This window comes from Marinomonas sp. SBI8L, assembly GCF_001624705.1.
GTDB lineage: Bacteria > Pseudomonadota > Gammaproteobacteria > Pseudomonadales > Marinomonadaceae > Marinomonas.
Genome location: NZ_JSEO01000005.1, coordinates 332064 through 357084 on the forward strand (window position 1 = coordinate 332064; position 25021 = coordinate 357084).

Sequence of the window (25021 nt, forward strand, 5' to 3'; positions counted from 1 at the left end):
ATGTTTAAACTAGTTAAACATGCTGGAAAATCTGGTTTAATAGGCGGGCAAATTAGGTGGTGACTCTACTCGCCAGGTAAAGTCGTCACATTTTGATTGGATTGTCAGGGGCAGCGAATGAAAAAAGTACTAATTGGTATGTTGGTCGCAATGGGGGCATCTTCTGCCGCAGTAGCGCAAGGTAACCCAGAAGCGGGTAAAGAATTGACGACTGTTTGTGCAGCATGTCATGGTGCGGATGGTAATAGCGCACTTGCCAACTTTCCTAAATTAGCAGGTCAACAAGAAGGTTACCTACTAAAGCAACTTAAAGACATCAAATCTGGCTCACGTCCTGTGACAGAGATGACTGGCTTGTTAGATGGTTACAACAACCAAAACCTAAGTGACATTGCAGCATACTTTGCTAGCAACCCAGTGGTTACTGGTCAGGCAGATCCAGAGCTTGTTGAAGCTGGTAAAGCGGTTTACCGTACAGGTAACCCAAAAACTGGCGTTCCTGCTTGTATGGCATGCCACGGTCCAGCAGGTAAAGGCCTAGGTTCAGCAGCATTTCCTGCACTTGCAGGTCAACACGCAGACTACACTGCAGCTCAGTTGAAGAAATTCCAAAGCAACGAGCGTGTAAATGACCCAGCTAAAATCATGCAAGATATCGCATTCAAAATGAATGATCGCGAAATCAAAGCGGTTTCTAGCTACATTCAAGGTTTGTACTAGTGGAATCCAAACCTAACTCAAACCTCTGAGTGAGTGCATTACTACAGAGGCTTGAGACTAAAAAAACCTCCACGTGGAGGTTTTTTTGTATTTTTCCAACATTCGAATGAACTTTTGTTTGCTAGCGGAATCCTAACTTACTGCTTGCAACCTTATTGGCATAGACATGCCCCTAGTTTTTTCTAATACATAGGATGATTTCATGAAAAAGATCTTAATCACTTTAGCTGTATTACTATGCTTACCTGCATCTTTATTGGCAGCTGACTATAGTCCGGGGAACGGCTATACACTGATTAAAAACCCTGTACGTACTGCAAACCCAAACAAAATAGAAGTTGTTGAGATTTTTTGGTACGGATGCCCACACTGTTTCAGCCTTGAACCTGTTACTCAAGCTTGGAGCAAGAACATCGCAGACGATGTAGATTTTAAGTTTATGCCTGCTGTTTTCGGTCGTAGCTGGCAAGCTCAAGCTAAAGCTTATTACGTTTCAGAACTGTTGGGTTTACAAGAAAAAACACATGGCGCAATATTTAATGCAATTCATCTAGACAAACGTAGGCTAAACTCTGAAGATAAACTTGCTGAGTTCTTCACTCAATTCGGAGTAAGTGAAGCTAACTTTAAAAAGCAATTTAACTCATTTGCAGTAAATAGCCGTCTGTCACAAGCTGATGCAAAAATCAGAGCTTACGGCGCACGTGGTGTTCCAGGTTTAATCGTAAACGGAAAATACCTAGTCACAGCGCAATCTGCAGGTGGTAATAATAAAATTTATAGCGTGGTTGATTTCTTGATCGAACAAGAACGCCAAACTATGAAAAATTAATTAAGCGAGGCCCAATGCCTGATCCATCTAGTGATAACCTTGTCGAAGCCTTACGGAAGGCCGTTTCTAGAACAAGTATGATGGCTGAGGGCATGGACCCTGAGCTAGATAAAACATTAGCTCAAATCAGGCGTACAATTTCTGGTGAGGCGGACGAAAATGATGTTCGCCTCGCTTTGAAAGAAGCTGAACCAAGGTTAATCGCTGCAGATAAATCAAGAGCAGAAAGAGCCAAACTATTTAAAGACAGCTTGTTGGATCTCATCGAGTCGTTAAATAGCCTGCCAAATCATCATATCCCTAATCAAAAAAAGAGCGCGTTAGAAACCAACATTCGCTCTCACTGGCAAAGTAGTTACCAATGGCCCGCTCTTTTAGCAGAGTTTTTAATCCTAACTAAAGCGACCTTTAATCAAGAGGCTGTCAAAAAACGTTCTTTTTTCAGTCGCCTTTTTGCCAAAGAAGAAACAAAATCTGAAAAGTCCGAACAGGACGTCGTTAACGATATCTCGCGCACTCTATTAAACTTGTTAGGCAATTTGGCACTTCCAATCGAATACGATGAACAAGTAAGCGAACTTAAGTCTTTGCTTGAACAGGAAAAGAAACTTCAAATTGTGCCGCAGATATTATCTGAAAGTATTAATTTAACTATGATAGCGCTAGGCTCATCTCAGCAAGAGCTAACCTCTTACCTAGGCAAGCTAAATAAACAACTAGCTTCAATTAACATCAGTGTTGGCAATAGTTATAAGGCGCAAAAAACGCTTTCTACCCATAGGGAAAGCTTTAATGACAAGATTCAGCAGCAAGTAAGTGAAACCTCTACCGCCGTTGATGAAGCTGACAACCTTACCGAATTACAGAAACTCATATCTGTGCGTTTAGATAATATTTCTAACACCATGACTGAGTATCAAAAGCAAATGATAGAGCAAGAGAAAACTGCCACTCAATCTATCACTCAGCTCAGACAAAAAGTCTCCAAGATGGAGAAAGACAGTTCAAACTTACGAATAAACCTGCAACAAAAAATTGCACAAGCAACTACAGATACTGTTACTAACCTGCCTAACCGTAGCGCTTACCAAGACACTATCATGCCCATGTGTCAGCTAGCGCAAAAGAGCAAAAAGCCTCTAATATTAGGCGTGTTCGACATAGACCACTTCAAAAATGTGAACGACACCTGGGGTCACCTAGCTGGTGATAAAGTTTTAAATCTATTACCTCGACAGCTAAAAAACGTCCTTTCAGAAAAAGACATGGTGTTCCGTTATGGTGGTGAAGAGTTCGTATTTCTGCTCCCTAATTGCAACCTCTCGGATGCTAAAAACAAAGCAGAAGCCATTCGTGATGCCGTTGAAAAGATGCCATTCAACGTTAACGGTGAACCTGTACCTATTACTATCTCGATAGGCATAGCTCAACTAGCTACGGGTGAGTCTCACGAAGCCTTATTTGAGCGAGCTGACAAACTGCTTTATCAAGCTAAGAGTGCAGGCAGAAACAGAGTGATTAGTGAGTAACTCTGTTTTGTCAAAAATCTAATAATAATTATGTGAGATCAATAGAGTTTTTACTCATAGATCTTCATAATAGCCTTATATTTTAACCTTTAGCCGTCTTCTTCGTTTCACTTTATTAGTCAAACATGCAAAAGCGGAATACTAGTCACCCTTAAGATTAGGGTTTAGGACACATTTTCATGCAAGATCAACACGACAAAACGACACACTTTGGCTTTCAAGAAATTCCAGTTGATGAAAAAGTCGACGCCGTAGCCAAGGTTTTTCATTCTGTAGCGGCAAAGTACGACATCATGAATGACCTTATGTCTGGTGGTATTCATCGCTTATGGAAGATGCATACGATCAACCAGTCAGGTGTTCGTTCAGGTAACAAGGTACTAGACATCGCAGGCGGCACTGGCGATTTGACCCTTAAGTTCTCCCGCATTGTCGGCTCTCAAGGTAAAGTTGTTTTAGCTGATATCAATGACTCCATGCTAAAAGTAGGTCGTGACAAGCTGGCTAATCGAGGCGTTGTAGGTAATGTTGAATTCGTTCAAGCCAACGCTGAAGCCCTGCCTTTTCCCGATAACACCTTCGACTGTATCACTATTGCATTTGGCCTTCGTAACGTAACAAATAAAGATGCTGCCATTGCTTCTATGTATCGTGTCTTGAAGCCAGGTGGTCGTCTTCTCATTCTTGAGTTCTCAAAGCCTGAATCTGAATGTCTGTCCAATATTTATGATCAGTACTCTTTCCGTTTATTACCTATGATGGGCAAGCTCATTGCCAATGATTCAGAAAGCTATCGTTACTTAGCAGAATCTATCCGCATGCACCCAGATCAAGAAACACTAAAAGGCATGATGGATGATGTAGGTTTTGAGCGCACTAGCTACCAAAATATGACAGGTGGCATAGTTGCACTTCACAAGGGATTTAAGCTGTAAAAATGTTTCAAAATTTATCACGAGCGCTACGGATACTGGCCGTAATTATACGCTTTCGTCTAGATGCTTTTTTACCTTACGACAAACTCCCTTGGTACCTAAAGTACTCGGTTGGCCTGGTTAGTCGCTTACTTAAACCCAGTAAGCGCTATACAAGAGGCGAGAGATTACGCATGGCTTTAATCTCTCTTGGGCCTATTTTTGTCAAATTTGGACAGATTTTATCAACACGCCGTGATTTACTTGATGATGATATCGCCAATGAATTGGCTAAATTACAAGATAAAGTCCCGCCATTTAATAAAGAAGAAGCGCGTAGCCTTATTGAAAAAGCCCTAGGTGCAAGTGTTGAAGATGTTTTTCAAGACTTTACCATAGAGCCTCTTGCCTCAGCCTCTATTGCACAAGTTCATTGTGCGACCTTAACCAGCGGTGAAGAAGTTGTTGTTAAAGTTATTCGACCAAAAATAGAGAAGACAATTCGTAAAGATATAGGTCTACTTTATGCCATCGCGAAACTAGTTAGAAACATCAACGATGATGGTCGTCGCTTAAGACCAGTTGAAGTTATTGAAGACTACGAACATACCATTCTTGATGAGTTAGACCTGACTAAAGAAGCCGCTAATACAGCCCAACTAAGGCGCAATTTCGAAGACTCAGACCTACTCTATGTTCCTAATATCTACTGGGATTACACTCGCCAAAACGTCATGGTAGCAGAGAAAATTTCTGGTATCCCTGTCGCTAACATCGATGAGTTAAAACAAGCAGATGTAGACATGAAGTGCTTAGCTGTTCGTGGCGTAGAGATCTTTTTCACTCAAGTCTTCGACCACAGTTTTTTCCATGCAGACATGCACCCAGGTAATATTTTTGTCGATATTACTAACCCTAAATCACCAAAATACATAGGTATTGATTGCGCCATCATGGGTAGCCTTTCCTATGAGGATAAAAGCTATCTTGCGCGTAACTTGCTTGCCTTTTTCAAACGCGATTATCGACTGGTTGCCGAACTCCATGTTGAAAGTGGCTGGGTTCCAAAAGGCACACCGGTGCACGCATTTGAATCAGCTATTCGTAGTGTTTGCGAGCCTATGTTTGCAAAACCGCTAAAAGACATTTCTTTTGGCCAAGTCATTATTGGTTTATTCCAAACAGCTCGTCGCTTTAATATGGAAGTCCAACCTCAGCTTGTATTATTAGAAAAAACCCTACTCAATATTGAAGGCCTAGGTCGTCAGCTTTATCCAGATTTAGATCTATGGGAAACCGCACAACCCTTCTTAGAGCGTTGGTTAAAAGGACAAATTGGTCCACAAAGAGTCTTTGAAGAGATAAAAGTACAAGCACCAGAGTGGGCAGGACATTTACCTAAGATCCCAAATCTCGTTTATTCAGCACTCGAGCAGATAAGTCATCAAGATGTGAGACATCAACAAAACACTCAAGCAATTATTAAATTAGAACAAGAGCTAAAACGTAACAATCGGATGTTACCTTTTAAAATATTAGGTGTTATTAGCTTAGTAACAGCTTGGTTAAATGCAGATGAGATTAGCCTCACCCGTATTGCAAATGCTGATTTAACTAGCTTGGCCCTATTCGCTATTGGTATATACCTGTTAGTATTAAAGAAGTAGTACAAGAGATTTTACAATGAAAGAAGAAGTATTAGCCCAGCTCGCACAAACAATTGAAGAGCGTAAAACAGCTAGCCCAGATTCATCATATGTTGCTAGCCTGCACGCAAAAGGGTTAAATAAGATATTGGAAAAGGTCGGCGAAGAATCTGTTGAAGCTATTATAGCGGCAAAAGATGCATCAGCATCTGGCGATAAGTCTGAACTTATCTATGAAACAGCTGACTTATGGTTTCACTCTTTAATCATGCTTTCTCACCTAGATTTAGGTCCAGAAGATGTTTTAAATGAACTGGCCCGTCGTTTTAACTTGTCCGGTTTGGAAGAAAAAGCCAACCGTACTAAATAACCAGATAACCTAATTTAGGAGAAAAACTATGCTTGGTGGAATCAGCATTTGGCAACTATTAATCGTTTTGGCCATTCTTATTTTAATTTTTGGCACTAAGAAGCTTAAAAACCTAGGTGGTGATTTAGGCGGTGCTGTTAAAGGCTTTAAAGAAGCCGTTAACAAAGACGAAGATGATAAGAACGCCCAAGCAAAAGCAATTGATGGCGAATCTAAAAAAGACGACAAGAGCGCATAATCCGTGTTCGATATTGGCTTCTCTGAGTTAATCGTCGTGTTTATTGTAGGCCTTCTGATCTTAGGACCAGAACGCCTACCTCACGCCGCAAAAACAGCTGGATTATGGGTTCGTAAAATACGACGAAGTATCAACTCGGTTCAACGTGAGATCAATGCACAACTAGACCAAGAAGAGCTGCAGCGTAAATTGGATTTAAATAACCAACGCATCATGCAAGAAAACCCGGCGTCCAACTCGCCAGATGTGATTCAAAACACCATCACTCCCTTGCCTGAAAGTGCTATGACCAAAGATGAACCAGACGTGTCTAAAGAAACCTCTGCTGAAGCATCTGAGCAAACGCAAACCTCAGCCCAACCCAATGAAGCGGATAACAAATCTGTTACTGGTTAATCCCTAGATTTAAGATGTTAATATGAGCAGTGAAACACAAAATAATCAGAGCCAAGCGCCGCTAGTTTCTCACCTTATCGAATTAAGAAACCGCTTACTCAAATCTGTTTTGGCTATTTTGATTTGTTTTCTGGCGCTTTATGCCATAGCTAACGAACTATACCTAGCAATTTCAGAACCACTTAGGGCGTTATTGCCAGAAGGGAGTTCGTTAATTGCAACAGAAGTAGCTTCTCCCTTTTTAGCGCCGTTAAAGCTAACTTTTTTTGTTGCCGTTTTAATCTCCATTCCTTTTACTTTATACCAAGCTTGGGCTTTTATTGCCCCAGCCCTATACAAAAATGAAAAGAAGCTCGCGATTCCTTTACTCGTTTCGAGTGTTCTTCTTTTCTATGGCGGCGTAGCTTTTGCCTATTACGTGGTATTGCCACTTGTATTTGGTTTCTTTACTTCGGTCGGCCCAAGTGAAGTAACCGTCATGACAGACATAAATAGTTACCTTAATTTTGTTTTAAAACTATTTTTTGCTTTTGGTGTTACTTTTGAGATCCCTATTGCGACTTATCTTTTGATCAAAGCGGGTGTCACAAGCGTTGCATCCTTATCTAAAAAGCGCCCTTATATTATTCTTGGCTGCTTTGTTATGGGAATGTTGATCACCCCACCTGATATCTTTTCTCAAACCCTGTTAGCTATCCCTATGTGGATGTTATTTGAAGTTGGTTTATTAGCAGGACGAACCGTCAAAGTCGAAGAAGAAAAGCCTGGTGAAGAATCCACTCAGACAGAATAAAGACTCTTACAAGCAAATTAAAAAGAGAAGCCTAGCTTCTCTTTTTTTATGGCTAAAACTTATGATTGGCGAGAAAAACACCCTCATAAATTTGTCGGATTGGTGCAATATGATGTCGACTCGGTACCACAAAAATCGTTAATCCTCGTTATAAGATGATTCAAAGAGTTACCTCTCTCATTGAAACATTAACTAGGAAAGTACCATGACATTAGCCGACGCCCATACAGAAATTGCATCATTTACCCCTTACCCTATAAAGCAAATTCCGCTAACTGTTCAACTAGGAAACGAATCGCTTTTAATCACATGGGATAACGGCCATGAGAGCGAATACCACTACCTTTGGTTAAGAGATAACTGTCATTGTTCTGAATGTATTGCCACACTCACAAGGGAGCAGGTATTTGAAATTTGTGATGTGCCAGAAACAATAAAACCTCAAGAAGCCTACTTATCCGATGATAATAGACTAGTAATCAAGTGGGATCATGCTGATCATATTAGCCAGTATCACCCCGGCTGGTTATTCAGTCATTGTTATAGTGACAGCGCCTTAAAGGCTAAACAGTGGCATGCAAAAGTGTGGGATAAAGAAACAATACATCAAGAGTTACCCACCAATACTTGCGTCAATATCATGCAAAGCGACCAACACCTTTTAACTTGGCTAAAAGATTTAAGGGACTATGGAATAGCGCTTATTAAGAGCGTAGAAAGAGAGCCAAACACTCTGATTAAGGTGGCAAACCGCATCTCTTTTATTCGAGAAACTAACTTTGGCACTATTTTTAATGTTCAGGCAAAAGCCGATGCCAATAGTACCGCTTATACCGATTTACGCTTACCTTTGCATACAGATTTACCGACCCGAGAGTTACAACCTGGGTTGCAGTTTTTACACTGCCTAGTCAACGATGCAGCAGGTGGCGAATCAATTTTGGTAGATGGTTTTAAGATAGCCGAGCATATGCGCGAACATTACCCAGAAGAGTTTGAAAGCTTATCCAGTATCCCCATGGCCTTTTATAATAAAGACAAACACAGTGACTATCGCTTTCGAGGCACAGCGATAGTGCTTGATGAAAAAAAACAGGTTATTGAAGTTCGCCTTGCTAACTTCCTAAGAGGGCCAATTGATGTACCAGGACATCAGACCATAGCCCTATATAAAGCCTACCGTTGCTTTATACGACTCACTCGAGAAGAAAGGTTTCAGTTCTTCCATCGCCTGAATAGCGGCGACCTCATCGTCTTTGATAATCGTAGAGTCTTACACGCCCGTAATACGTTCGACCTGAAAACAGGATCAAGACACCTACAAGGTTGTTATGTCGATAGAGACGAGCTCTTATCTCGCATAAGAGTACTTGAAAGGGATGCGCTCTAAGGGTTCAAACAAAATAGAGGTTTAGCGGTCATAAAAATAGGCCGCTATTCTATGCCTGAGCGATATTGGCTGGCCGTTGTACCATAAAGCGCTCGATAACGACGGCTAAAATGCGCGGTTGAGCTAAAACCACAGGCAAGCGCAATATCTGAGATACTAAGACCAGAATCAGACAAGAGGTAGCGTGCGTGCTCCACTCTCAATTGCACATAATAAGCTGAAGGCGTTGATGCTAAATACTGTAAGAACAATCTTTCGAGCTGCCTAACTGAAATAGACAAACAGTCAGCTAGATCCGATGTGGTTAGCGGGGTTTCAATATTGGATGCCATTAACTCCAAGGCTTTTAAAATTTTAGGATGATGTAAGTTGAGTTTTTCACCTTGGCTAACCCTTTGATGATCGGCTGGATTTCGAGCCTCACTTTTAATGAGTTGCTCGCACACTAGAATCGCCAGCTCTGGTTCAAAATAGGCTTCTATTAAATACAGCATCATATCGGTTGCAGCAGTACCACCTGCACAGGTGATGCGCTTATCCTGAATTTCAAAGAGTTCGTCACTAATTTCAAGTTCGGGATAACGTTCTTGAAAAGCTGGTTTAGCTTCCCAGTGCAACGTAATTTGATAGCCCTCTAATAACTTTGCCTTAGCTAACAAATAACACCCGGTATCTAGGGCACCTATCATGAACCCGAGACGATGCAGTTCACGTAGCCATTTAATAGATTTGTCTGAAGTGTGTTTTTCAGGATGAAAGCTCGCATTCACAAAGAGGTTTCTCGGTTTCTCAGCGCTCTTTATTGATTTAGATTCTTGCAAAGCTAAACCATTACTGGCAAAAACCGCTTCCCCTTCTTCACTAAAACACTGCCACCTAAATAACGTTTTACCCGCTAAACGGTTAGCTATGCGCAAAGGTTCGATAGCAGAAAGCAGCGACGCCATAGCGTATTCAGGTAAAAGCAAAAAAGATAAGGTAAAAACCCCATCATCATCTGCAATTAAAGGCTTTTGCGTTTTTGGGTATGGCGAGGTTTGCATCAAAACTCCTAAAAAAAAGATACGACCTTGATTTTACAGCCGTATCTTAAAGTTTTAGCCAACAAGCTAAAGGTTGTTAATCTTTTACTAATTGCGTTTCGCTATCGCCTCCAGTTTTACCCAGACCACTCACTTCGCTAAAGAGAGATTTAAGGACACCTAGCGTCATCACAATAATAATCAAGCTTAACGGCAGCGCGGCTGCAATATTTGCAGTTTGCAAAGCACTTAAACCGCCAGCAACTAACAAGGCTGCTGCAACTAATCCGATAACAACACCCCAAAAGATACGGAAAACTTTTGGTGGCTCTTCATTCCCTAAGGATAGGATAGTCGTTAATACCAAGGTACCTGAATCTGACGATGTCACAAACCAGCTCATTAGTAGGAATACCATCATGGCAGATACTATCCAGCCAATAACACCTTCGCCAAAGATACCGTCAGCACTCGCAAATAAAGCAGCAGGCAAGTTCCAAGCTTTAACAAGCTCAATAATTCCGGCGTTACCCACTCCAGCACTGCTGGTTAATTCTTGGAAAAGTGCAGTGCCACCAAAGATACCTAGCCATACAAAGATAATGATAGTAGGTACTAGCAAGACACCAATCACAAACTCTCTTAGGGTACGTCCGCGAGAAATCCGCGCGATAAATAAGCCAACAAAAGGTGCCCAAGCTAACCACCAGCCCCAGTAAAAAACTGTCCAGCCGTTTTGCCATTTTGCAGGGCCATCTTCTTCTGGGAACCAGAGCCCCATTTGAACAAAGTTTGCGAGATAATCTCCTAACGAAGCACCAAAAATAGCTAATAACCAACTTGTTGGTCCGCCGAATAAAAAGAAAGCAACGACGAGAATGGAGACAATAATATTCCACTGAGAGATAATTCTAATACCGCGTCCAACCCCAGACAGCGCAGACAACACAGAAACTATGGTAATCAAAACAATCAAAACAAGTTGTGTCGGTACACCAGAATCAACGCCAATGAGCCTTTCAAGCCCAACCGACATCTGACTGACACCTAACCCCAGTGAAGTAGCCACACCAAACACACAACCTAGCACACCGAAGATATCAACAATATGCCCTATAGGCCCATAAATACGATCACCAATAAAAGGGTAAAGTGCAGAACGTAGCGCCAGAGGAAGCTTTTTACGATAAGCAAAGTAAGCTAACGACATACCAACGATGACGTAAACAGCCCAGCCATGAAAACCCCAGTGGAAAAATGTCACTCTCAGAGCATCTACCGCCCTTTCATAACCAATTGCTCCCGCACCTGCCATATCGGCATAAGGGTTATTTGGGTAACCAAACGCACCACTGTTATCCAGATAGAAAATCGGTTCAGCAACCCCAAAGAATAAGATGCCTATGCCAATACCGGCAGAAAATAGCATAGAGAACCAAGCGAAATTGCTAAAATCAGGTCGGCTATCATCGTCACCTAAACGCACGCTACCGAATCGACTAAAGACGATAAAGGCACAAACAGCGATTAGGAAAACAATGGTGACCATGTAATACCAACCAAAGGTCACTTCGATCCAGGTACGAATACTGCCAAATAGCTCCCCAGCTAATTCTGTATTCGATCCAGTAAATAATACGAACAAGAGCACTAAGAGTGACGAACTAATCGTCATGCCTTTATGCATACCTTTAAATAGCCCTGTTTGGGCCAGTTTTTCAGCTTTAAATACCCTAGACTCTGATGCTTCAAAGCCTTCTTGAGGGGTAGACGACATAAGCGTATTCTCCATTTCTATAGTTTTTATTAAGAGAGCTTTCTTTGTTACTTTTACAACTTCATTTTCACCTCTTTGGCATCCATGCCAGACCAGTCATCCTGAACTCACACATATCAAACGCTTAGCGTTTAATGCCTTTCTCCGCTCGATATTCGTCTAGTGTCTGCATAATACGAATCAGGCAATCATCACGCTCTTGCACAAGTTCATCGATGGACGCGCCATTGGCTTGTGTCAAACACCCAGCCACCATGTCATCTTTCAATTCTTGTGTCAGTTTCGGCGCTTTAAGACGCGTCCAAGGCTCTTCTAATGCATCTTCAAAGTGATCCAATAGATGTGCCATACCGCCTTGCCCACCACCTAAATGGAAGGTTAAACAATGCCCCATAATGGCCCAACGTAAACCCGGCCCATAGGCGATCGCCTTATCAATGTCTTCAACCGAACATTCTTTGTTAGCCACCATATGCAAGGCTTCACGCCATAAAGCTTCTTGTAGACGGTTACCAATAAAGCCCGGCAATTCTTTATCCATTTTGGCGACTTGTTTTTCTGTTGCTTCATAAAAAGCCGCAGTCCAGTCAACCACTTCTTGACTGGTTCTTTCACCGCCACAAACCTCACAAAAAGGCACTAGATAAGGCGGGTTAAAAGGATGACCAACGACAAATCTATCAGGCTGAGCCTCAAGCTCATTTGCCATGTCTGTCATGGCAAATCCTGACGTACTGGAAATAATCACGACATCAGCAGGAACAATACGATCAAGGTCCGCAAACAAACTACGTTTAGCATCTAGTCGCTCTGGCGTACTTTCTTGGATAACCTCAACCTGATTAGCCAAAGCATCAAGAGAGTCAACAAAACGTAATTTATCTTTGCTTGCCCCTTCTCTTAAGCCTAACTTTTCAATCGTGGGCCAAATGTTGTCGACCATGGTCAACAATTTTTCTTTTGAATTAGGGCCAGGGTCGTACGCAACAACTTCCATTCCCATGCGAAGGTAATGCAAAGCCCAAGCGCCACCAATAACACCTGTACCTATTACCCCAACTTTTGATACCTGATCCGGATTAGGACGCGCCATAATCTATCTCCTATTGAGTGCCACGTAGGCGTAATTTTTCACGGGCTTGAGTTGGGCTTAAAATACGTGCTCCCATACTCTCGATAAGATTGACTGAGCGCTCTACCAATTGACCATTTGTTGCCAATACACCTTTACCTAAATACAAGTTGTCTTCCAAGCCAACACGGACATGACCACCTAACAAGGCAGACTGAGCAGCCCAAGGTAATTGGTTACGGCCCAAGGCAAACGCTGTCCATTGGCTGTGATCAGGCAGCATATCCACCATACCTTTCAATAAAGTAAAGTCCGGTGGTGCTCCCCAAGGTATCCCCTGACACAGCTGGAACATAGCATTGTCATCAAGCAAACCTTCTTTCATCATTTGCAGAGAAAACCAAAGATTACCGGTATCAAAGATTTCTAATTCAACCGTCACACCGAGCTCTTTAATACGAGCAGCGCCGAGGCGAAGCATGTCGGGTGTCGACACATAGACAAGATTGTTATCACCGAAATTTAATGAACCGCAATCTAGGGTACAGATTTCAGGTTTGAGCTCTTCAATATGAACAAGACGCTCGAGTCCACCGACCAGATCTGTTTCTGGGCAAAATGCGGTTGGGTTTTCTTCGGGTCCAATATAAAGGTCGCCACCCATACCAGCGGTTAGGTTAATGACAATGTCACAGTTAGATGCTCGAAGACGCTCACATACTTCAGCGTAAAGGTCGACTCGTCTAGAGCCTTGCTTTGTTTCTGGGTCTCGAACATGAATATGGGCAATGGCCGCACCTGCATTCCAAGCTTCTATCGCTGAATTAGCAATTTGCTCTGGGGTAACGGGCACATTCGGGTTTTTATCTGCTGTATCCCCAGCACCATTAATAGCGCAAGTAATAATGACATCTTGATTCATCATAAGGACTCTTTCATGGGTTAAATAAAAACGAGAGACAAGTCGGTATGTCTCGCTCTCATCATCAAGTGACATCAAAGTTACACCTTAAAAAAGGATGATTTTGTCTAAAATCGATGATTAATAACCTAAAAACCACAAAAAAGAAGGGATGTCGTAAATAGATACACCTATCTGTTTACGACATATTGAGATGGATATTTTGCTTTAGAGCTACCTTTCTCGGCTAGGAAGTTTGGAGAATTGCTCTTGATAACAGCGGGTAAAATGAGAAAGAGAAACAAAGCCACAAGCAGTCGCCACCGAGGTTACGCTGTCTTTAGTTTGTTGTAACATCCAGCGGGCTTTCTCTAGCCTAAGCTGACGGTAAAATGCTTTTGGGGTTTGTTCTAGATGTCGTTTAAATAAACGTTCAAGCTCTCTATCTGAAATACCAATATGCTCAGCTAGCTCTGCTATCAACAGAGGCTCTTCAATATTTTGTTCCATTAATTGCACTGCTTCGAGCAAATTTGGATTGCGGCTATCTAGACGAAGTTGCAAGGAACGTCGCTGAGGTTCGCTATGCTCTCTTTGGTGGGTATAAACAAGCTCATCAGCCACTAAGGTGGCTAGCTCTTGTCCATGCTGGGCTCTAATCAGATACAGCATCATATCTAAACCCGCTAAGGCACCAGGACAAGAAAAACGCTTTCTATCTATAACCAACAACTCCTGCACTAAGGTTACCTTAGGGAAAGCCTCCTGAGTTGTTTCATGGTTTTCCCAATGCATAGTGACTCGATAGCCATCTAAAATGCCCGCCGCAGCCGCAATATAAGCACCTGTATCCTGACAACCAATATCGGCACCATAATGGCTTTGCTGTCGAATAAAACCTAATAGGGCTGGTGTCGTTACCAAATCAGGATCACTGCCTGAACAGATAATCAAAGTTTCACACTTATCTATGGCTTGAATCTGGGTATGAGTCATTATCTCAATGCTATCACTGCTTGAGATTAAACCACCGCTTTCTGAGATAAGTTGCCACTCATACAGGTCTTCTCCTTGAGTACGATTTGCATGGCGTAAAGGGTCTAACATGGAGGTTAAGCCAAACAGAGAGAAGCCTGGTAGTAACAAAAAGTGAATCTTTTGTACTTTCGTTCTTGATGGATCACCAAACAAGTTTCATCTCCTCTCCCGATTAAGTTGTCGATAATAATCAATTTATATGCGACTTTAATCAATAGCATAGTTTTTTTATGCCTAGCATAGGAGCCAGCCACACTACTTACTGAACTAGGAGAAAAAATGCCAAACCAAACTGCACTGGCTGAACAGCCAAACGAGCCTGATATGATTAACTTATTCGAAAGCCCAGTTTTACCTGAATGGATAGATTACAACGGACACATGAATGATGCCTATTATGTGGTCGCTTTTAGTCAGGCTATTGACGCCTTTATGTTGCATATTGGTCTGGATAAAACCTTTAGAGAAGAACACTGTGTTTCTATTTACACCCTACAAAGTATGGTGACTTACCTAAAAGAGGTCGCTGAAGCTGAGCCCATCATTATCCAAGGGCAATTATTAGAAAGTGATAATAAAAAACTAAGACTCTTCATGACCATGTACCACGGACAAACCCATGATGAATTAGCCACAATGGAAACCTTGTTGTTACATATGGATATGCAAGCACATAGAGCCGCACCTTTCTTAACACAGACACAAGCATTTGTTGATGAAATACAGGCCGCCCACAACCTATTAGACACACCTATAAATGCAGGTAAAGCCATTGCGATTAGGCGCCCTAAATTTTAACGCTAGCTTTTAAAGCCGTTACTTTTTAGAGAGCTACTTTCTCAGACAAAATAAAAAGGGTGTCCAATGGACACCCTTTTTATTGATGAGCGCTACAAGAGAGCAAAAAAAACGATTAGTTAGAAAGCGCTGCTGCGATTCCCATACCACCGCCAATACACAAGGTCGCAAGGCCTCGTTTAGCGTCACGTTTTTGCATCTCATGAATCAAGCTCACTAAGATACGACAGCCGGATGCACCAATGGGGTGACCAAGCGCAATGGCTCCACCATTCACATTCACTTTAGCGGTATCAAAGCCAAGCTCTTTATTCACTGTCATCGCTTGTACCGCGAACGCTTCATTGGCTTCGACTAGATCAAGGCTGGCGATATCCCAACCCAGTTTATCCAAACACTTACGGCTAGCATGAATTGGCCCTGTCCCCATGATTTCTGGCGCACAGCCTGAGCTCGCAAAACCATCCAGAGTAGCAAGCACAGGTAAACCTAGTTCGTCTGCTTTCTCTTTGGTAGTGACAACCACCATAGCCGCACCATCATTAATGGTCGATGCGTTACCCGCTGTCACTGTTCCTTCTTTATTAAAAGCTGGACGAAGCTTGGCAAGTGAGGCTAACTCAGTACCATGTCTTGGCTGTTCGTCGGTATCGACAATCAGGTCATCCTTACGACGTTGCGGAACCCGAATAGGGATGATTTCTTGCTCAAATTGACCTGCTTCCATGGCCACTTGTGCTTTTTGTTGTGAAGCCAGCGCAAACGCATCCTGATCTTCACGGCTAACATCCCATTTTTGTGCAATGTTTTCAGCGGTAATCCCCATATGGAAGTCATTAAAGGCATCCCATAGACCATCACTTATCATGGTATCTTTTAATGCCCAATTACCCATTTTTTGGCCATTACGACTATTAGGTAAAACATGTGCCGCTTGACTCATGCTTTCTTGACCGCCAGCCACAACCATTTGGGCATCGCCCGCTAAGATAGCTTGAGCCGCCATTTGTACTGCTTTTAAGCCAGAGCCACATACCTTATTAATGGTTAATGCAGATACAGACTCAGGCAGTCCGGCATTAAGCGCTGTTTGACGCGCAGGGTTTTGACCACAGCCTGCTGCTAGTACTTGGCCTAAAATGACTTCATCAATTTGATTCGTTAATACTGGCTGCTTTTCCAGCAAACCCGCTAATACCTGCTTACCCAGCTCAACCGCAGACAAAGATGATAAGCTGCCATTAAACGCGCCAATTGGCGAACGCCCTGCTGCTACAATTACAATTTGCATAACTTAACTACCTGTCTCTTAATTAAAACGTCATTTCTGGAACATGATCAGGCACGATCAAACGGCCTTGGGTTTTCGCTTGAATCTCTTCAACCGACACACCTGGTGCACGTTCTTTTAAGATAAAAGCGCCATCTTCGATTTCAAGCCAAGCCAAATCTGTCAGTACTTTTTTAATACAACCTTTACCCGTTAGAGGTAAGGTACAGGCATCTAATAACTTAGAGTCGCCATTTTTTGATGCATGAGTCATGGTGACAATAATATTGTCAGCACCTGCTACCAAATCCATCGCGCCACCCATGCCTTTGATTAACTTCTTAGGAATCATCCAAGATGCAATGTTACCGCTCACATCGACTTCAAAAGCACCTAATACGGTGAGATCCACATGGCCACCGCGAATCATAGCGAAGGATTCGGCCGACGAGAAAATAGAACTACCAGACACAGCGGTTACGGTTTGTTTTCCCGCATTAATCATGTCAGCGTCTAGTTCTTCTTCCGTTGGGAAGGCGCCCATACCAAGTAAACCATTTTCTGATTGCAACATAACCTCCATGCCTTCTGGTACGAAGTTAGCCACTAAAGTTGGAATACCAATACCTAGGTTTACGTAATAACCATCTTGTAGTTCACGTGCCACTCGAATGGCCATTTGATCACGGGAAAGAGTCATAAAATCACCTATATAATTTAGAAATCAAACGCCTTATTCAGACACAGTTCGCTTTTCAATACGTTTTTCAAAGGTACCTACAATCACTCTATCCACATAAATACCAGGAGTGTGAATATGAGCAGGATCAAGAGAACCTGTTTCAACTAATTCTTCTACTTCAACCACGGTAATCTTGCCTGCCGTTGCCGCAAGTGGATTAAAGTTTTGCGCGGTATGGCGATAAACAACATTGCCATATCTATCTGCTTTCCAGCCTTTTACTATGGCAAAATCACCTGTAATAGACTCTTCTAACAGGTATTCACGACCATTAAATTCACGGGTATCTTTACCTTCTGCAACGGGAGTACCCACGCCTGTTGCCGTATAAAATGCCGGAATACCTGCACCGCCAGCACGCATTTTTTCAGCCAAGGTACCTTGAGGTGTTAACTCGACTTCCAAGTCACCTTCTAATAGCTGCTTTTCAAATAAGGCGTTTTCACCCACATAAGAAGACACCATTTTTTTGATCTGCATATCTTCTAACAAGATGCCAAGACCAAAACCATCCACACCACAGTTATTAGAAACCACAGTTAAGTTTTTGGTTTGCTTACGCTTAATTTCACTAATCAAATTTTCAGGAATACCACACAGGCCAAAACCGCCTGCTAACACTGTCATTCCATCTTCTAGACCTGCAAGGGCTTCCTCGTAGGTGTCTACTACCTTATTAAAACCAGCCATGTGTTCACCTCAAATTAATACATGCTTTATTTGATATTAGTCTGTACCATCTTCACTCATTAATTAAGTTTATAATTTTTATCTATTAATACTTTTTACTTATTAATCTTTCTATTTATAGATAGCTCTTTCATTCGCATCATTAAGACTGGATAACTGACATGAATCCGAAACAACTCAAAGTCTTCCTTGCTGTGGCAAGAACCAAAAGTTTTGCCGAAGCTGCAGCCTTGGTACATATGTCTCAACCTGCGGTCAGTTTATCCATTAAGAACTTAGAAGACTCCCTTGGTGGCAGGCTCTTTACCCGCACCACGAGAACCACTCACCTCACCCCAGAAGGTGAGGCACTTATGCCAATTGCAAAGTCGTTATTAGCCTCTTGGGCGGATGCGGAACATGAGCTACATCAAAGGTTTACCTTAAATATGGGGAAAATCGCCTTAGCTGCCATGCCATCTTTTGCAGCCTCCTTGTTACCACAAGGCTTGCTCAAATATAGACAAAAACACGCGAATATAAAGGTCGAGGTTCATGACGTACTCGCAGACACAGTGGTGGAGTTGGTTCGCTCAGGACAAATAGAAATTGGTATTTCCTTTGCCCCAGACAATACGCAAGATTTGAATTTTCAAACCCTGTTTAATGATAGATTCATTGCTGTCGTTCCAAGCAACAGCCCTTTAAAAGACATCAAAGAACTCACTTGGTCACAACTATTAGATTACGACTTTATCACGCTACAAAGGCCTTCGAGCGTGAGAAGTATGATTGAAGAAGCCCTGTTTAAGGAATCAATTGATTTACAGGTCACCTTTGATGCCCACCAACTTGCCACCGTAGGTCGCATGGTCGCAGAAGGTTTAGGCGTCGCAGTAGTGCCCGCCTTATGCGAGCGTCAAATGAGGGAACAAGGTGCAATATGCTTACCCATTAAAGCCCCCATTATCGCCAGAAATGTTGGCATAATCACCAGAGCCAAAACACCTCTATCCATTGCAGCAGAGGCCATGGTCGAGACCTTAATTGAAACCTTGGCGGACCAAAATCTGAATTAAGTTAAGCACCTTCATCCAACATAAGACTCTTAGTCCAGCATAAAAGTAACTGGGCCATCATTGATTAATGCCACTTGCATGTCTGCGCCAAACTCACCTGTTGCCACCTTGTCGTGTTGCTTGCGCACCATATCGACAAACACATTAAACAAACGCTCTGCTTCAGCAGGCACAGCAGCTGTTGAAAACCCAGGTCTTAGACCCTTTTTAGTTTCAGCAGCCAAGGTGAACTGAGACACCAAGAGCACGCCACCTTCAACCTGTTTAACGTTAAGGTTCATTTTGCCTGCTTCATCGCTAAACATGCGGTATTTCAAAAGCTTATCCGCTAAACGTTGAAGGTCTGCTTCTGTATCGGCTTTTTCGATGCCCACCAACACCATTTGCCCATGGTCTATGGCGCCAATCACTTCACCTGCCACAGTCACACTGGCTTGTTTTGCTCTTTGTATCAGTAGTTTCATTTGAACCCTTAATTTTTTATCGCTAATGAAATGATTGTTCATTTATCCATTAATAAATCAAGCCCACAAAAAAAGCGCCCGAAGGCGCTTTTTTGATGACATTCTAATTACTTAGATTGTCTAACTTACTTACGACCCGCACGTTTACGTTCGTTTTCAGTCAATAGTTTCTTACGTACACGGATGCTGTCCGGTGTTACTTCGACTAGTTCGTCATCTTCGATGAACTCAAGCGCTTGCTCAAGTGTGTGACGAATTGGTGGAGTAAGCGTTAGAGCTTCATCAGTACCAGATGCACGTACGTTAGTTAGCTGCTTACCTTTAACAGGGTTAACCGCTAGATCGTTGTCACGTGAGTGAATACCGATAATTTGACCTTCGTATACTTCAACCGCATGACCTAGGAACATACGACCACGGCTTTGTAGGTTAAATAGTGAGTAAGCAGCTGTTTTACCTGCAAGCATACTAACTAGTACACCATTCTTACGACTTTGTACTTCACCTACTTTAACTGGACCATAGTGGTCAAATACGCTGGTCATGATACCTGAACCAGAAGTAAGGGTTAGGAACAAACCACGGAAACCAATCAAACCACGAGAAGGCATCATGAATTCAAGACGTGTACGGCCTTTACCATCTGGTTCCATGTTAGTTAGCTCTGCTTTACGCAAACCTAGCTCTTCCATGATGGCACCTTGATGTTGATCTTCAACATCGATAACCACTTGTTCAAAAGGTTCAGACATTACGCCGTCGATTTCTTTCGTTACAACTTCTGGACGAGATACACCCATTTCGAAGCCTTCACGACGCATTGTTTCGATCAATACAGATAAGTGAAGCTCACCACGACCAGAAACGATGAATTTATCCGGTGTGTCACCTTGTTCTACGCGCAATGCAACGTTGTGGATAAGCTCTTGGTCTAGACGGTCTTTGATGTTACGAGTCGTAACGAACTTACCTTCTTTACCAGCGAATGGAGAATCGTTAACGATGAAGTTCATGCTAACGGTTGGCTCATCTACGCTTAGAGCAGGAAGTGCTTCAACATTTGTTGGCTCACACAAGGTATCAGAGATACTTAGCTTGTCGATACCATTGATACATACGATGTCACCCGCAGTCGCTAGTTCAGTATCGATGCGATCAAGACCCATGTAGCCTTTCACGTTTAGTACTTTACCTTTACGCTCAGAACCATCAGCTGATTTAATAACAACTTGTTGGTTAGGAGAAAGCTTACCACGTGTGATACGGCCTACACCGATTACACCGACATAGCTGTCATAATCCAATGCAGAAATCTGCATTTGGAAGTCACCTTCAGGGTCAACTTTAGGTGCTGGTACGCTATCTACGATCATTTGGTAAAGTGGCGTCATGTCTTCAGCCATTTCGTCTGGATCTTCACCAGCAATACCATTGATTGCAGATGCGTAGATAACAGGAAAGTCTAATTGCTCTTCTGTTGCACCTAGGCTATCGAAAAGGTCAAAAACTTGATCCATTACATAGTCAGGACGAGCACCAGGACGGTCAATCTTGTTGATTACAACAATTGGACGTAGGCCCTGTTCGAATGCTTTAGAAGTTACAAAGCGAGTTTGAGGCATAGGACCATCAACGGCATCAACCAATAGACATACGCAGTCAACCATAGATAGTACACGTTCTACTTCACCACCGAAGTCGGCGTGTCCAGGTGTGTCTACGATGTTGATGCGGTAGTCATTCCATTTGATGGCTGTGTTTTTAGCCAAAATGGTAATACCACGCTCTTTCTCTTGGTCGTTTGAGTCCATGATACGCTCAGCGCCTTCGTCCTTGCGATCGAGGGTACCTGATTGGCTCAAAAGTTTATCAACCAAGGTAGTTTTACCATGGTCAACGTGGGCTATAATGGCGATGTTTCTTAAATTCTCGATCACAGTAGTGTTTCTCGGCTAGCTGATAAAAAGTTGCGCGCATTATAGGCGATCTTGCTAGCAATTTGTTAAAAAAACACTCAAATAAATCACTTTATTCTGCTGTTTCTGAAAAACATCGTACAAAACAAGATGATCTAGGTCAGATTCACCCAAAATTGTCCTGCTAAGGCATCCATTTTTTGCGCTAAAGTTTGCATTTCGTTGCAAGTGTTCAAATCTTGCTTGCTGCGTGAGGCAATTTCGTTGGTTGTTTGGCTCACTTGAGACATATAACCATTAATGGTTTTTGCCGCTGCATTCTGCTCTTCCATCACTTGTGCAATTTGATCCGCATGACTATGGATTCCCTCTATACCTTGTTGCACTGCACCAATCGAGTTAACCGCATTCTGTGTCTGGGTATCACATTGATGGGCACTCTCTAAAGTATCACGCATTTGCCTTGAGGCCGCTTCAGCGCTTAACTGCAAACTATCAATCGCTTTTACGATTTCATTGGTTGAATCATGGGTGCGCGTGGCTAAAGCACGTACTTCATCGGCCACCACAGCAAAACCTCGGCCACGCTCCCCAGCACGAGCCGCTTCAATAGCCGCATTTAAGGCAAGCAAGTTAGTTTGCTCTGCTACATCTCGAATCACTTCGACCACAGAACTAATGGCCGAGCTTTGCGACTCTAGGTCATCCATTATATTGGTAGCGTCTTTAACTTTCGCTATCATGCCACCAACTACTTGCTCACTTTCATTCACTGCCGCTAAGCTGGCTTGCATATCCATAGCCGCTTGCCCCGCAATACTCGCCGCTTGAGTAGAGTTATGGGCCACATCACTAATAGCGCCAGACATATCGCTCATGGCACTTTCTATATGGCTAAAATCACTAGAAAGGCTCATTAGCCCCATTTGATTATCGGCAATACAATCCTGAAGATCTTGCTGCTTACGTCGTATAATTTTAGAGAAATTACTAATACGCCCAACTACGGCGGCCGTTTCACCTTTTAAACGGGTTAGTGCTAACTCTATCTGCCCAGCTTCGTCTACGCGTCCGGTATAAATGTATTTGGCTAAATCTGAATCTGATATTTTTGCCGCTTTTTTAAGGGAGGTTTGAATTGGTTTAAATAGCCAGACTGTCACTAGGCTTGATAGCGCCAGTAATGAGATAAATTCGATTAGACTGATAAAGCTTGAAGTTTGGTTTTGCAGCAATAAAAACAAAAGGCAGAGGATAAAGCTGTTGGCTGCCAGTATTTTAGAAAAAAGTGAAAAGCGAGGAAACTTAGCATAGCTAGGCTTTTTGCCTTGATTAAGCGCTTGATAAAGATTTTCAGCTCTGGCTTTTACCTCATCATTAGGGCGTCGCCTAACAGATTGATATTCAAGTACTTCACCCTCTTTAATAACAGGGCTAGCATAGGCATCTACCCAGTAGTAGTCACCGTTTTTACAACGATTCTTCACTACCCCCATCCAAGACTTTTGCTCTAATAGGTGCTGCCACATGTCAGAGAAAGCAGCAGCAGGCATATCAGGATGGCGAATAATATTATGCTTCTCACCCACTAGCTCATCCATACTATAACCACTGATTTTTTCAAAATCGGGATTCACGTACTGAATTTTGCTTTTTAGATCTGTGGTTGAAAGTATGTTTGCATCCGATGCAAGCAGTTGTTCATTATGAGAACTCATTTTGCCTTCCTTGTGAGATAGATCAGAGAGAAAAATATTAAGGCATTAAAAAGCCTCATTATTTGATCAGCATCAAACTCACTTGGGGGCTATTGGTTACTTTTTGTCCTTTGTGTAATATTGCGTAACAAGCATTTTTTATAAAAACATAAAAAAAGCCAAAACAAGATGATTAGATCAAGTTTTGGCTTTTTAAGTGTAAAGTTGCGACTTTTCTTTACTTAAGGCAGATATACACCGACCTTTTCATGACCTTTTCCGAGTAATGAAGCTGCATGTATTTTACTCATAACTCCTTTACCACAGTAAAGCAGGTGTGTTGTCTCTTTATCTAATTCTGACCATTTGCTTTCTAACGCAAAAAACGGAATTTCGATCACAGGTCGACCACTCACTTTAAGCGGCTTTTTCTCGATCTCATCCGGGTGGCGAATATCAATAATAACTTCATCTGAGACAGGTACTCGTACAATCGGCACTTCACCTTGATATTGCTTATCTACATCTTCCATTACGGTACGAATAGACACTGATTTTGCATTTTCAACGGCAGCATTTAATACAGCAAAATCAAACTTACTTTCTTCATGCTCTATTTTAGGGAGCTTAGCGCGAGTCGTTGGCTTAACAGAAATCACACCACAATATTCAGGAATACTAGCAGCGAAAGCAGCGGTACCAATTTTGGTCGCCTGATCGATAATCTCTTGTTTATTCGTTGTAATAAGTGGACGAATCACTAGCTCATCTGTCACATCATCAATCACTTTTAGGTTGACCAAGGTTTGGCTCGATACTTGTGCAACACATTCACCAGTGACTAACGCCTTTGCACCAAGATCTTCCATTACCTTACCAGCCGCTCTTAACATCATGCGCTTTAGAATAACGCCCATCTGCGAATTATCGACTTTCGTTAGAATTTCACCAACAACCTCTTCAAATGGAATAGTGACGAACTTAACCCCAATATTAGAACCGTACTTTTCCCACAGATACCAAGAAACCTGCTTCACACCTATTTCGTGGGCATCGCCACCTAGGTTGAAAAAACAAAAATGGGTTTTCAGGCCACGACTCATGGTCATGTAAGTTGATACGGTAGAGTCATAACCACCTGAAATAAGAGATAAAACAGGGTCATGGGAACCAATAGGATAGCCCCCTAAGCCATCTATACGTTGTTCAATAATCCAAACTCGGTTGTCTCTAATATCAATAGGTACAAGTACTTCTGGGTTCTTCAACCTTACTGCTAACGCATTACAGCGTGCTTTTAAGGTTCCGCCAATTTGGCGCTCGGCATCTACTGATGTAAAATCATGCTGACCGACACGCTTTACACGGACTGCAAACACGGCATTTTCTAACACATCTCCATAAGAGACGATGGCTTCGTCAACGATAGCTTCTAAGGTTGTGAATTCGAATTCACGTACATATTGAAAGTGAGCAATACCCGCAATATTCGCTAATCTATGGGTAAATTCATCTCGCAGCTCATCTTTTTCAGATAACACCTCAATAAAGTCCCAGTTTCCTGTTACAACAACATTTTCGTCATGCTCTGTTAACACTTGACGAATATTCTGCCTTAGCTGTTTAACGAAGGTTTTACGGACAGGGCGACTTTTAATAGTGATTTCTGAAAAGAACTTAACAATGAATTTCATGGCTGCTTACGACTGAATAAATAATGTGAACACATTATAAAGAAAAGTCGGAAA

24 protein-coding genes are annotated in these 25021 nt (G+C 42.3%); 12 read left to right on the forward strand and 12 right to left on the reverse strand.

Annotation, left to right across the window (positions count from 1 at the left end; translation table 11 throughout):
- The first annotated feature begins 117 nt into the window (after positions 1–117).
- The 10 genes from OA91_RS09925 to OA91_RS09970 all read left to right on the forward strand — a co-directional run bounded on the left by OA91_RS09925 (position 118) and on the right by OA91_RS09970 (position 8828).
- A complete protein-coding gene (locus OA91_RS09925; RefSeq protein ID WP_046015633.1) occupies positions 118–720 on the forward strand; it encodes a c-type cytochrome in 603 nt (200 codons plus the stop codon).
- Between the two features lie 202 nt (positions 721–922).
- Positions 923–1552, forward strand: a complete 630-nt coding sequence (locus OA91_RS09930; protein ID WP_046015632.1) for a thiol:disulfide interchange protein DsbA/DsbL — start codon at positions 923–925, stop codon at positions 1550–1552.
- Between the two features lie 14 nt (positions 1553–1566).
- On the forward strand, positions 1567–3081 hold the full coding sequence (locus OA91_RS09935; RefSeq protein ID WP_063338094.1) for a GGDEF domain-containing protein: 1515 nt from the start codon (positions 1567–1569) through the stop codon (positions 3079–3081).
- Between the two features lie 179 nt (positions 3082–3260).
- Positions 3261–4016, forward strand: a complete 756-nt coding sequence (ubiE, locus tag OA91_RS09940; RefSeq protein ID WP_046015630.1) for a bifunctional demethylmenaquinone methyltransferase/2-methoxy-6-polyprenyl-1,4-benzoquinol methylase UbiE — start codon at positions 3261–3263, stop codon at positions 4014–4016.
- 2 nt (positions 4017–4018) lie between these two features.
- Positions 4019–5662, forward strand: a complete 1644-nt coding sequence (gene ubiB / locus OA91_RS09945) for a ubiquinone biosynthesis regulatory protein kinase UbiB (RefSeq protein WP_046015629.1) — start codon at positions 4019–4021, stop codon at positions 5660–5662.
- Between the two features lie 16 nt (positions 5663–5678).
- Entirely contained in the window at positions 5679–6011 is a 333-nt protein-coding gene (locus tag OA91_RS09950; protein WP_046015628.1) for a phosphoribosyl-ATP diphosphatase, read from the forward strand.
- A gap of 28 nt (positions 6012–6039) precedes the next feature.
- Entirely contained in the window at positions 6040–6249 is a 210-nt protein-coding gene (tatA, locus tag OA91_RS09955; protein WP_046015627.1) for a Sec-independent protein translocase subunit TatA, read from the forward strand.
- Positions 6250–6252: 3 nt separating this feature from the next.
- Complete coding sequence (gene tatB / locus OA91_RS09960) at positions 6253–6645, forward strand: Sec-independent protein translocase protein TatB (protein ID WP_063338095.1); 393 nt, start codon at positions 6253–6255, stop codon at positions 6643–6645.
- 22 nt (positions 6646–6667) lie between these two features.
- Positions 6668–7438 (forward strand): twin-arginine translocase subunit TatC, encoded by a 771-nt coding sequence (tatC, locus tag OA91_RS09965; RefSeq protein WP_063338096.1) that lies wholly within the window; start codon positions 6668–6670, stop codon positions 7436–7438.
- 205 nt (positions 7439–7643) lie between these two features.
- Positions 7644–8828: a TauD/TfdA family dioxygenase gene (locus OA91_RS09970; RefSeq protein ID WP_063338097.1), complete on the forward strand. Its 1185-nt coding sequence runs from the start codon at positions 7644–7646 to the stop codon at positions 8826–8828.
- A gap of 44 nt (positions 8829–8872) precedes the next feature.
- Here the strand turns inward: OA91_RS09970 and OA91_RS09975 are convergent, their stop codons facing one another.
- The 5 genes from OA91_RS09975 to OA91_RS09995 all read right to left on the reverse strand — a co-directional run bounded on the left by OA91_RS09975 (position 8873) and on the right by OA91_RS09995 (position 14791).
- Entirely contained in the window at positions 8873–9871 is a 999-nt protein-coding gene (locus OA91_RS09975; RefSeq protein WP_046015623.1) for a GlxA family transcriptional regulator, read from the reverse strand.
- A gap of 76 nt (positions 9872–9947) precedes the next feature.
- Positions 9948–11627, reverse strand: coding sequence for a BCCT family transporter (locus tag OA91_RS09980; RefSeq protein WP_046015622.1), 1680 nt, complete (start codon positions 11625–11627; stop codon positions 9948–9950).
- Positions 11628–11751: 124 nt separating this feature from the next.
- Positions 11752–12720, reverse strand: a complete 969-nt coding sequence (locus tag OA91_RS09985; protein ID WP_046015621.1) for a 3-hydroxyacyl-CoA dehydrogenase NAD-binding domain-containing protein — start codon at positions 12718–12720, stop codon at positions 11752–11754.
- 10 nt (positions 12721–12730) lie between these two features.
- Positions 12731–13621 carry a 3-keto-5-aminohexanoate cleavage protein gene (locus OA91_RS09990; RefSeq protein ID WP_063338128.1) on the reverse strand — a complete coding sequence of 297 codons (891 nt, stop codon included), beginning with the start codon at positions 13619–13621 and terminating at the stop codon, positions 12731–12733.
- A 213-nt stretch (positions 13622–13834) separates the two neighbouring features.
- Positions 13835–14791: a GlxA family transcriptional regulator gene (locus OA91_RS09995; RefSeq protein ID WP_046015620.1), complete on the reverse strand. Its 957-nt coding sequence runs from the start codon at positions 14789–14791 to the stop codon at positions 13835–13837.
- 126 nt (positions 14792–14917) lie between these two features.
- Here OA91_RS09995 and OA91_RS10000 point away from each other — a divergent pair, with 126 nt between their 5' ends.
- Positions 14918–15436 (forward strand): thioesterase family protein, encoded by a 519-nt coding sequence (locus OA91_RS10000; protein WP_063338098.1) that lies wholly within the window; start codon positions 14918–14920, stop codon positions 15434–15436.
- Between the two features lie 115 nt (positions 15437–15551).
- Here the strand turns inward: OA91_RS10000 and OA91_RS10005 are convergent, their stop codons facing one another.
- From OA91_RS10005 to OA91_RS10015, 3 genes are read right to left on the reverse strand one after another with little or no spacing between them, the layout of a single operon-like run.
- Positions 15552–16727: an acetyl-CoA C-acetyltransferase gene (locus OA91_RS10005; RefSeq protein ID WP_063338099.1), complete on the reverse strand. Its 1176-nt coding sequence runs from the start codon at positions 16725–16727 to the stop codon at positions 15552–15554.
- 22 nt (positions 16728–16749) lie between these two features.
- Positions 16750–17406: a 3-oxoacid CoA-transferase subunit B gene (locus OA91_RS10010; RefSeq protein ID WP_046015617.1), complete on the reverse strand. Its 657-nt coding sequence runs from the start codon at positions 17404–17406 to the stop codon at positions 16750–16752.
- A gap of 33 nt (positions 17407–17439) precedes the next feature.
- Positions 17440–18138 carry a CoA transferase subunit A gene (locus OA91_RS10015; RefSeq protein ID WP_046015616.1) on the reverse strand — a complete coding sequence of 233 codons (699 nt, stop codon included), beginning with the start codon at positions 18136–18138 and terminating at the stop codon, positions 17440–17442.
- Between the two features lie 161 nt (positions 18139–18299).
- On the opposite strand from OA91_RS10015, the gene OA91_RS10020 reads away from it, so the two are divergent.
- Positions 18300–19196, forward strand: coding sequence for a LysR family transcriptional regulator (locus tag OA91_RS10020; RefSeq protein ID WP_046015615.1), 897 nt, complete (start codon positions 18300–18302; stop codon positions 19194–19196).
- A gap of 29 nt (positions 19197–19225) precedes the next feature.
- Here OA91_RS10020 and dtd read toward each other — a convergent pair whose 3' ends face one another.
- The 4 genes from dtd to thiI all read right to left on the reverse strand — a co-directional run bounded on the left by dtd (position 19226) and on the right by thiI (position 24967).
- The gene (gene dtd, locus OA91_RS10025; protein ID WP_063338100.1) at positions 19226–19660 is read right to left on the reverse strand and encodes a D-aminoacyl-tRNA deacylase; all 435 of its coding nucleotides are present in this window, start codon (positions 19658–19660) and stop codon (positions 19226–19228) included.
- A 125-nt stretch (positions 19661–19785) separates the two neighbouring features.
- Positions 19786–21597: a translational GTPase TypA gene (gene typA / locus OA91_RS10030; protein WP_046015613.1), complete on the reverse strand. Its 1812-nt coding sequence runs from the start codon at positions 21595–21597 to the stop codon at positions 19786–19788.
- A 134-nt stretch (positions 21598–21731) separates the two neighbouring features.
- Positions 21732–23294, reverse strand: a complete 1563-nt coding sequence (locus tag OA91_RS10035; protein ID WP_063338101.1) for a methyl-accepting chemotaxis protein — start codon at positions 23292–23294, stop codon at positions 21732–21734.
- Positions 23295–23515: 221 nt separating this feature from the next.
- On the reverse strand, positions 23516–24967 hold the full coding sequence (gene thiI, locus OA91_RS10040) for a tRNA uracil 4-sulfurtransferase ThiI (RefSeq protein ID WP_063338102.1): 1452 nt from the start codon (positions 24965–24967) through the stop codon (positions 23516–23518).
- Between the last annotated feature and the right edge of the window lie 54 nt (positions 24968–25021).

Bases quoted from the DNA above. Each gene is read 5' to 3' on its own strand.
- dtd (WP_063338100.1), bottom strand. From the start codon at position 19,660: ATGAAACTACTGATACAAAGAGCAAAACAAGCCAGTGTGACTGTGGCA.
- OA91_RS09950 (WP_046015628.1), top strand. From the start codon at position 5,679: ATGAAAGAAGAAGTATTAGCCCAGCTCGCACAAACAATTGAAGAGCGT.
- ubiE (WP_046015630.1), top strand. From the start codon at position 3,261: ATGCAAGATCAACACGACAAAACGACACACTTTGGCTTTCAAGAAATT.
- OA91_RS09985 (WP_046015621.1), bottom strand. From the start codon at position 12,720: ATGGCGCGTCCTAATCCGGATCAGGTATCAAAAGTTGGGGTAATAGGT.
- OA91_RS10020 (WP_046015615.1), top strand. From the start codon at position 18,300: ATGAATCCGAAACAACTCAAAGTCTTCCTTGCTGTGGCAAGAACCAAA.
- OA91_RS10005 (WP_063338099.1), bottom strand. From the start codon at position 16,727: ATGCAAATTGTAATTGTAGCAGCAGGGCGTTCGCCAATTGGCGCGTTT.
- OA91_RS10035 (WP_063338101.1), bottom strand. From the start codon at position 23,294: ATGAGTTCTCATAATGAACAACTGCTTGCATCGGATGCAAACATACTT.
- OA91_RS10015 (WP_046015616.1), bottom strand. From the start codon at position 18,138: ATGGCTGGTTTTAATAAGGTAGTAGACACCTACGAGGAAGCCCTTGCA.
- thiI (WP_063338102.1), bottom strand. From the start codon at position 24,967: ATGAAATTCATTGTTAAGTTCTTTTCAGAAATCACTATTAAAAGTCGC.
- OA91_RS09935 (WP_063338094.1), top strand. From the start codon at position 1,567: ATGCCTGATCCATCTAGTGATAACCTTGTCGAAGCCTTACGGAAGGCC.
- OA91_RS10000 (WP_063338098.1), top strand. From the start codon at position 14,918: ATGCCAAACCAAACTGCACTGGCTGAACAGCCAAACGAGCCTGATATG.
- OA91_RS09975 (WP_046015623.1), bottom strand. From the start codon at position 9,871: ATGCAAACCTCGCCATACCCAAAAACGCAAAAGCCTTTAATTGCAGAT.
- tatA (WP_046015627.1), top strand. From the start codon at position 6,040: ATGCTTGGTGGAATCAGCATTTGGCAACTATTAATCGTTTTGGCCATT.
- tatC (WP_063338096.1), top strand. From the start codon at position 6,668: ATGAGCAGTGAAACACAAAATAATCAGAGCCAAGCGCCGCTAGTTTCT.
- OA91_RS09970 (WP_063338097.1), top strand. From the start codon at position 7,644: ATGACATTAGCCGACGCCCATACAGAAATTGCATCATTTACCCCTTAC.
- ubiB (WP_046015629.1), top strand. From the start codon at position 4,019: ATGTTTCAAAATTTATCACGAGCGCTACGGATACTGGCCGTAATTATA.
- OA91_RS09925 (WP_046015633.1), top strand. From the start codon at position 118: ATGAAAAAAGTACTAATTGGTATGTTGGTCGCAATGGGGGCATCTTCT.
- OA91_RS10010 (WP_046015617.1), bottom strand. From the start codon at position 17,406: ATGACTCTTTCCCGTGATCAAATGGCCATTCGAGTGGCACGTGAACTA.
- OA91_RS09930 (WP_046015632.1), top strand. From the start codon at position 923: ATGAAAAAGATCTTAATCACTTTAGCTGTATTACTATGCTTACCTGCA.
- OA91_RS09990 (WP_063338128.1), bottom strand. From the start codon at position 13,621: ATGAATCAAGATGTCATTATTACTTGCGCTATTAATGGTGCTGGGGAT.
- OA91_RS09980 (WP_046015622.1), bottom strand. From the start codon at position 11,627: ATGTCGTCTACCCCTCAAGAAGGCTTTGAAGCATCAGAGTCTAGGGTA.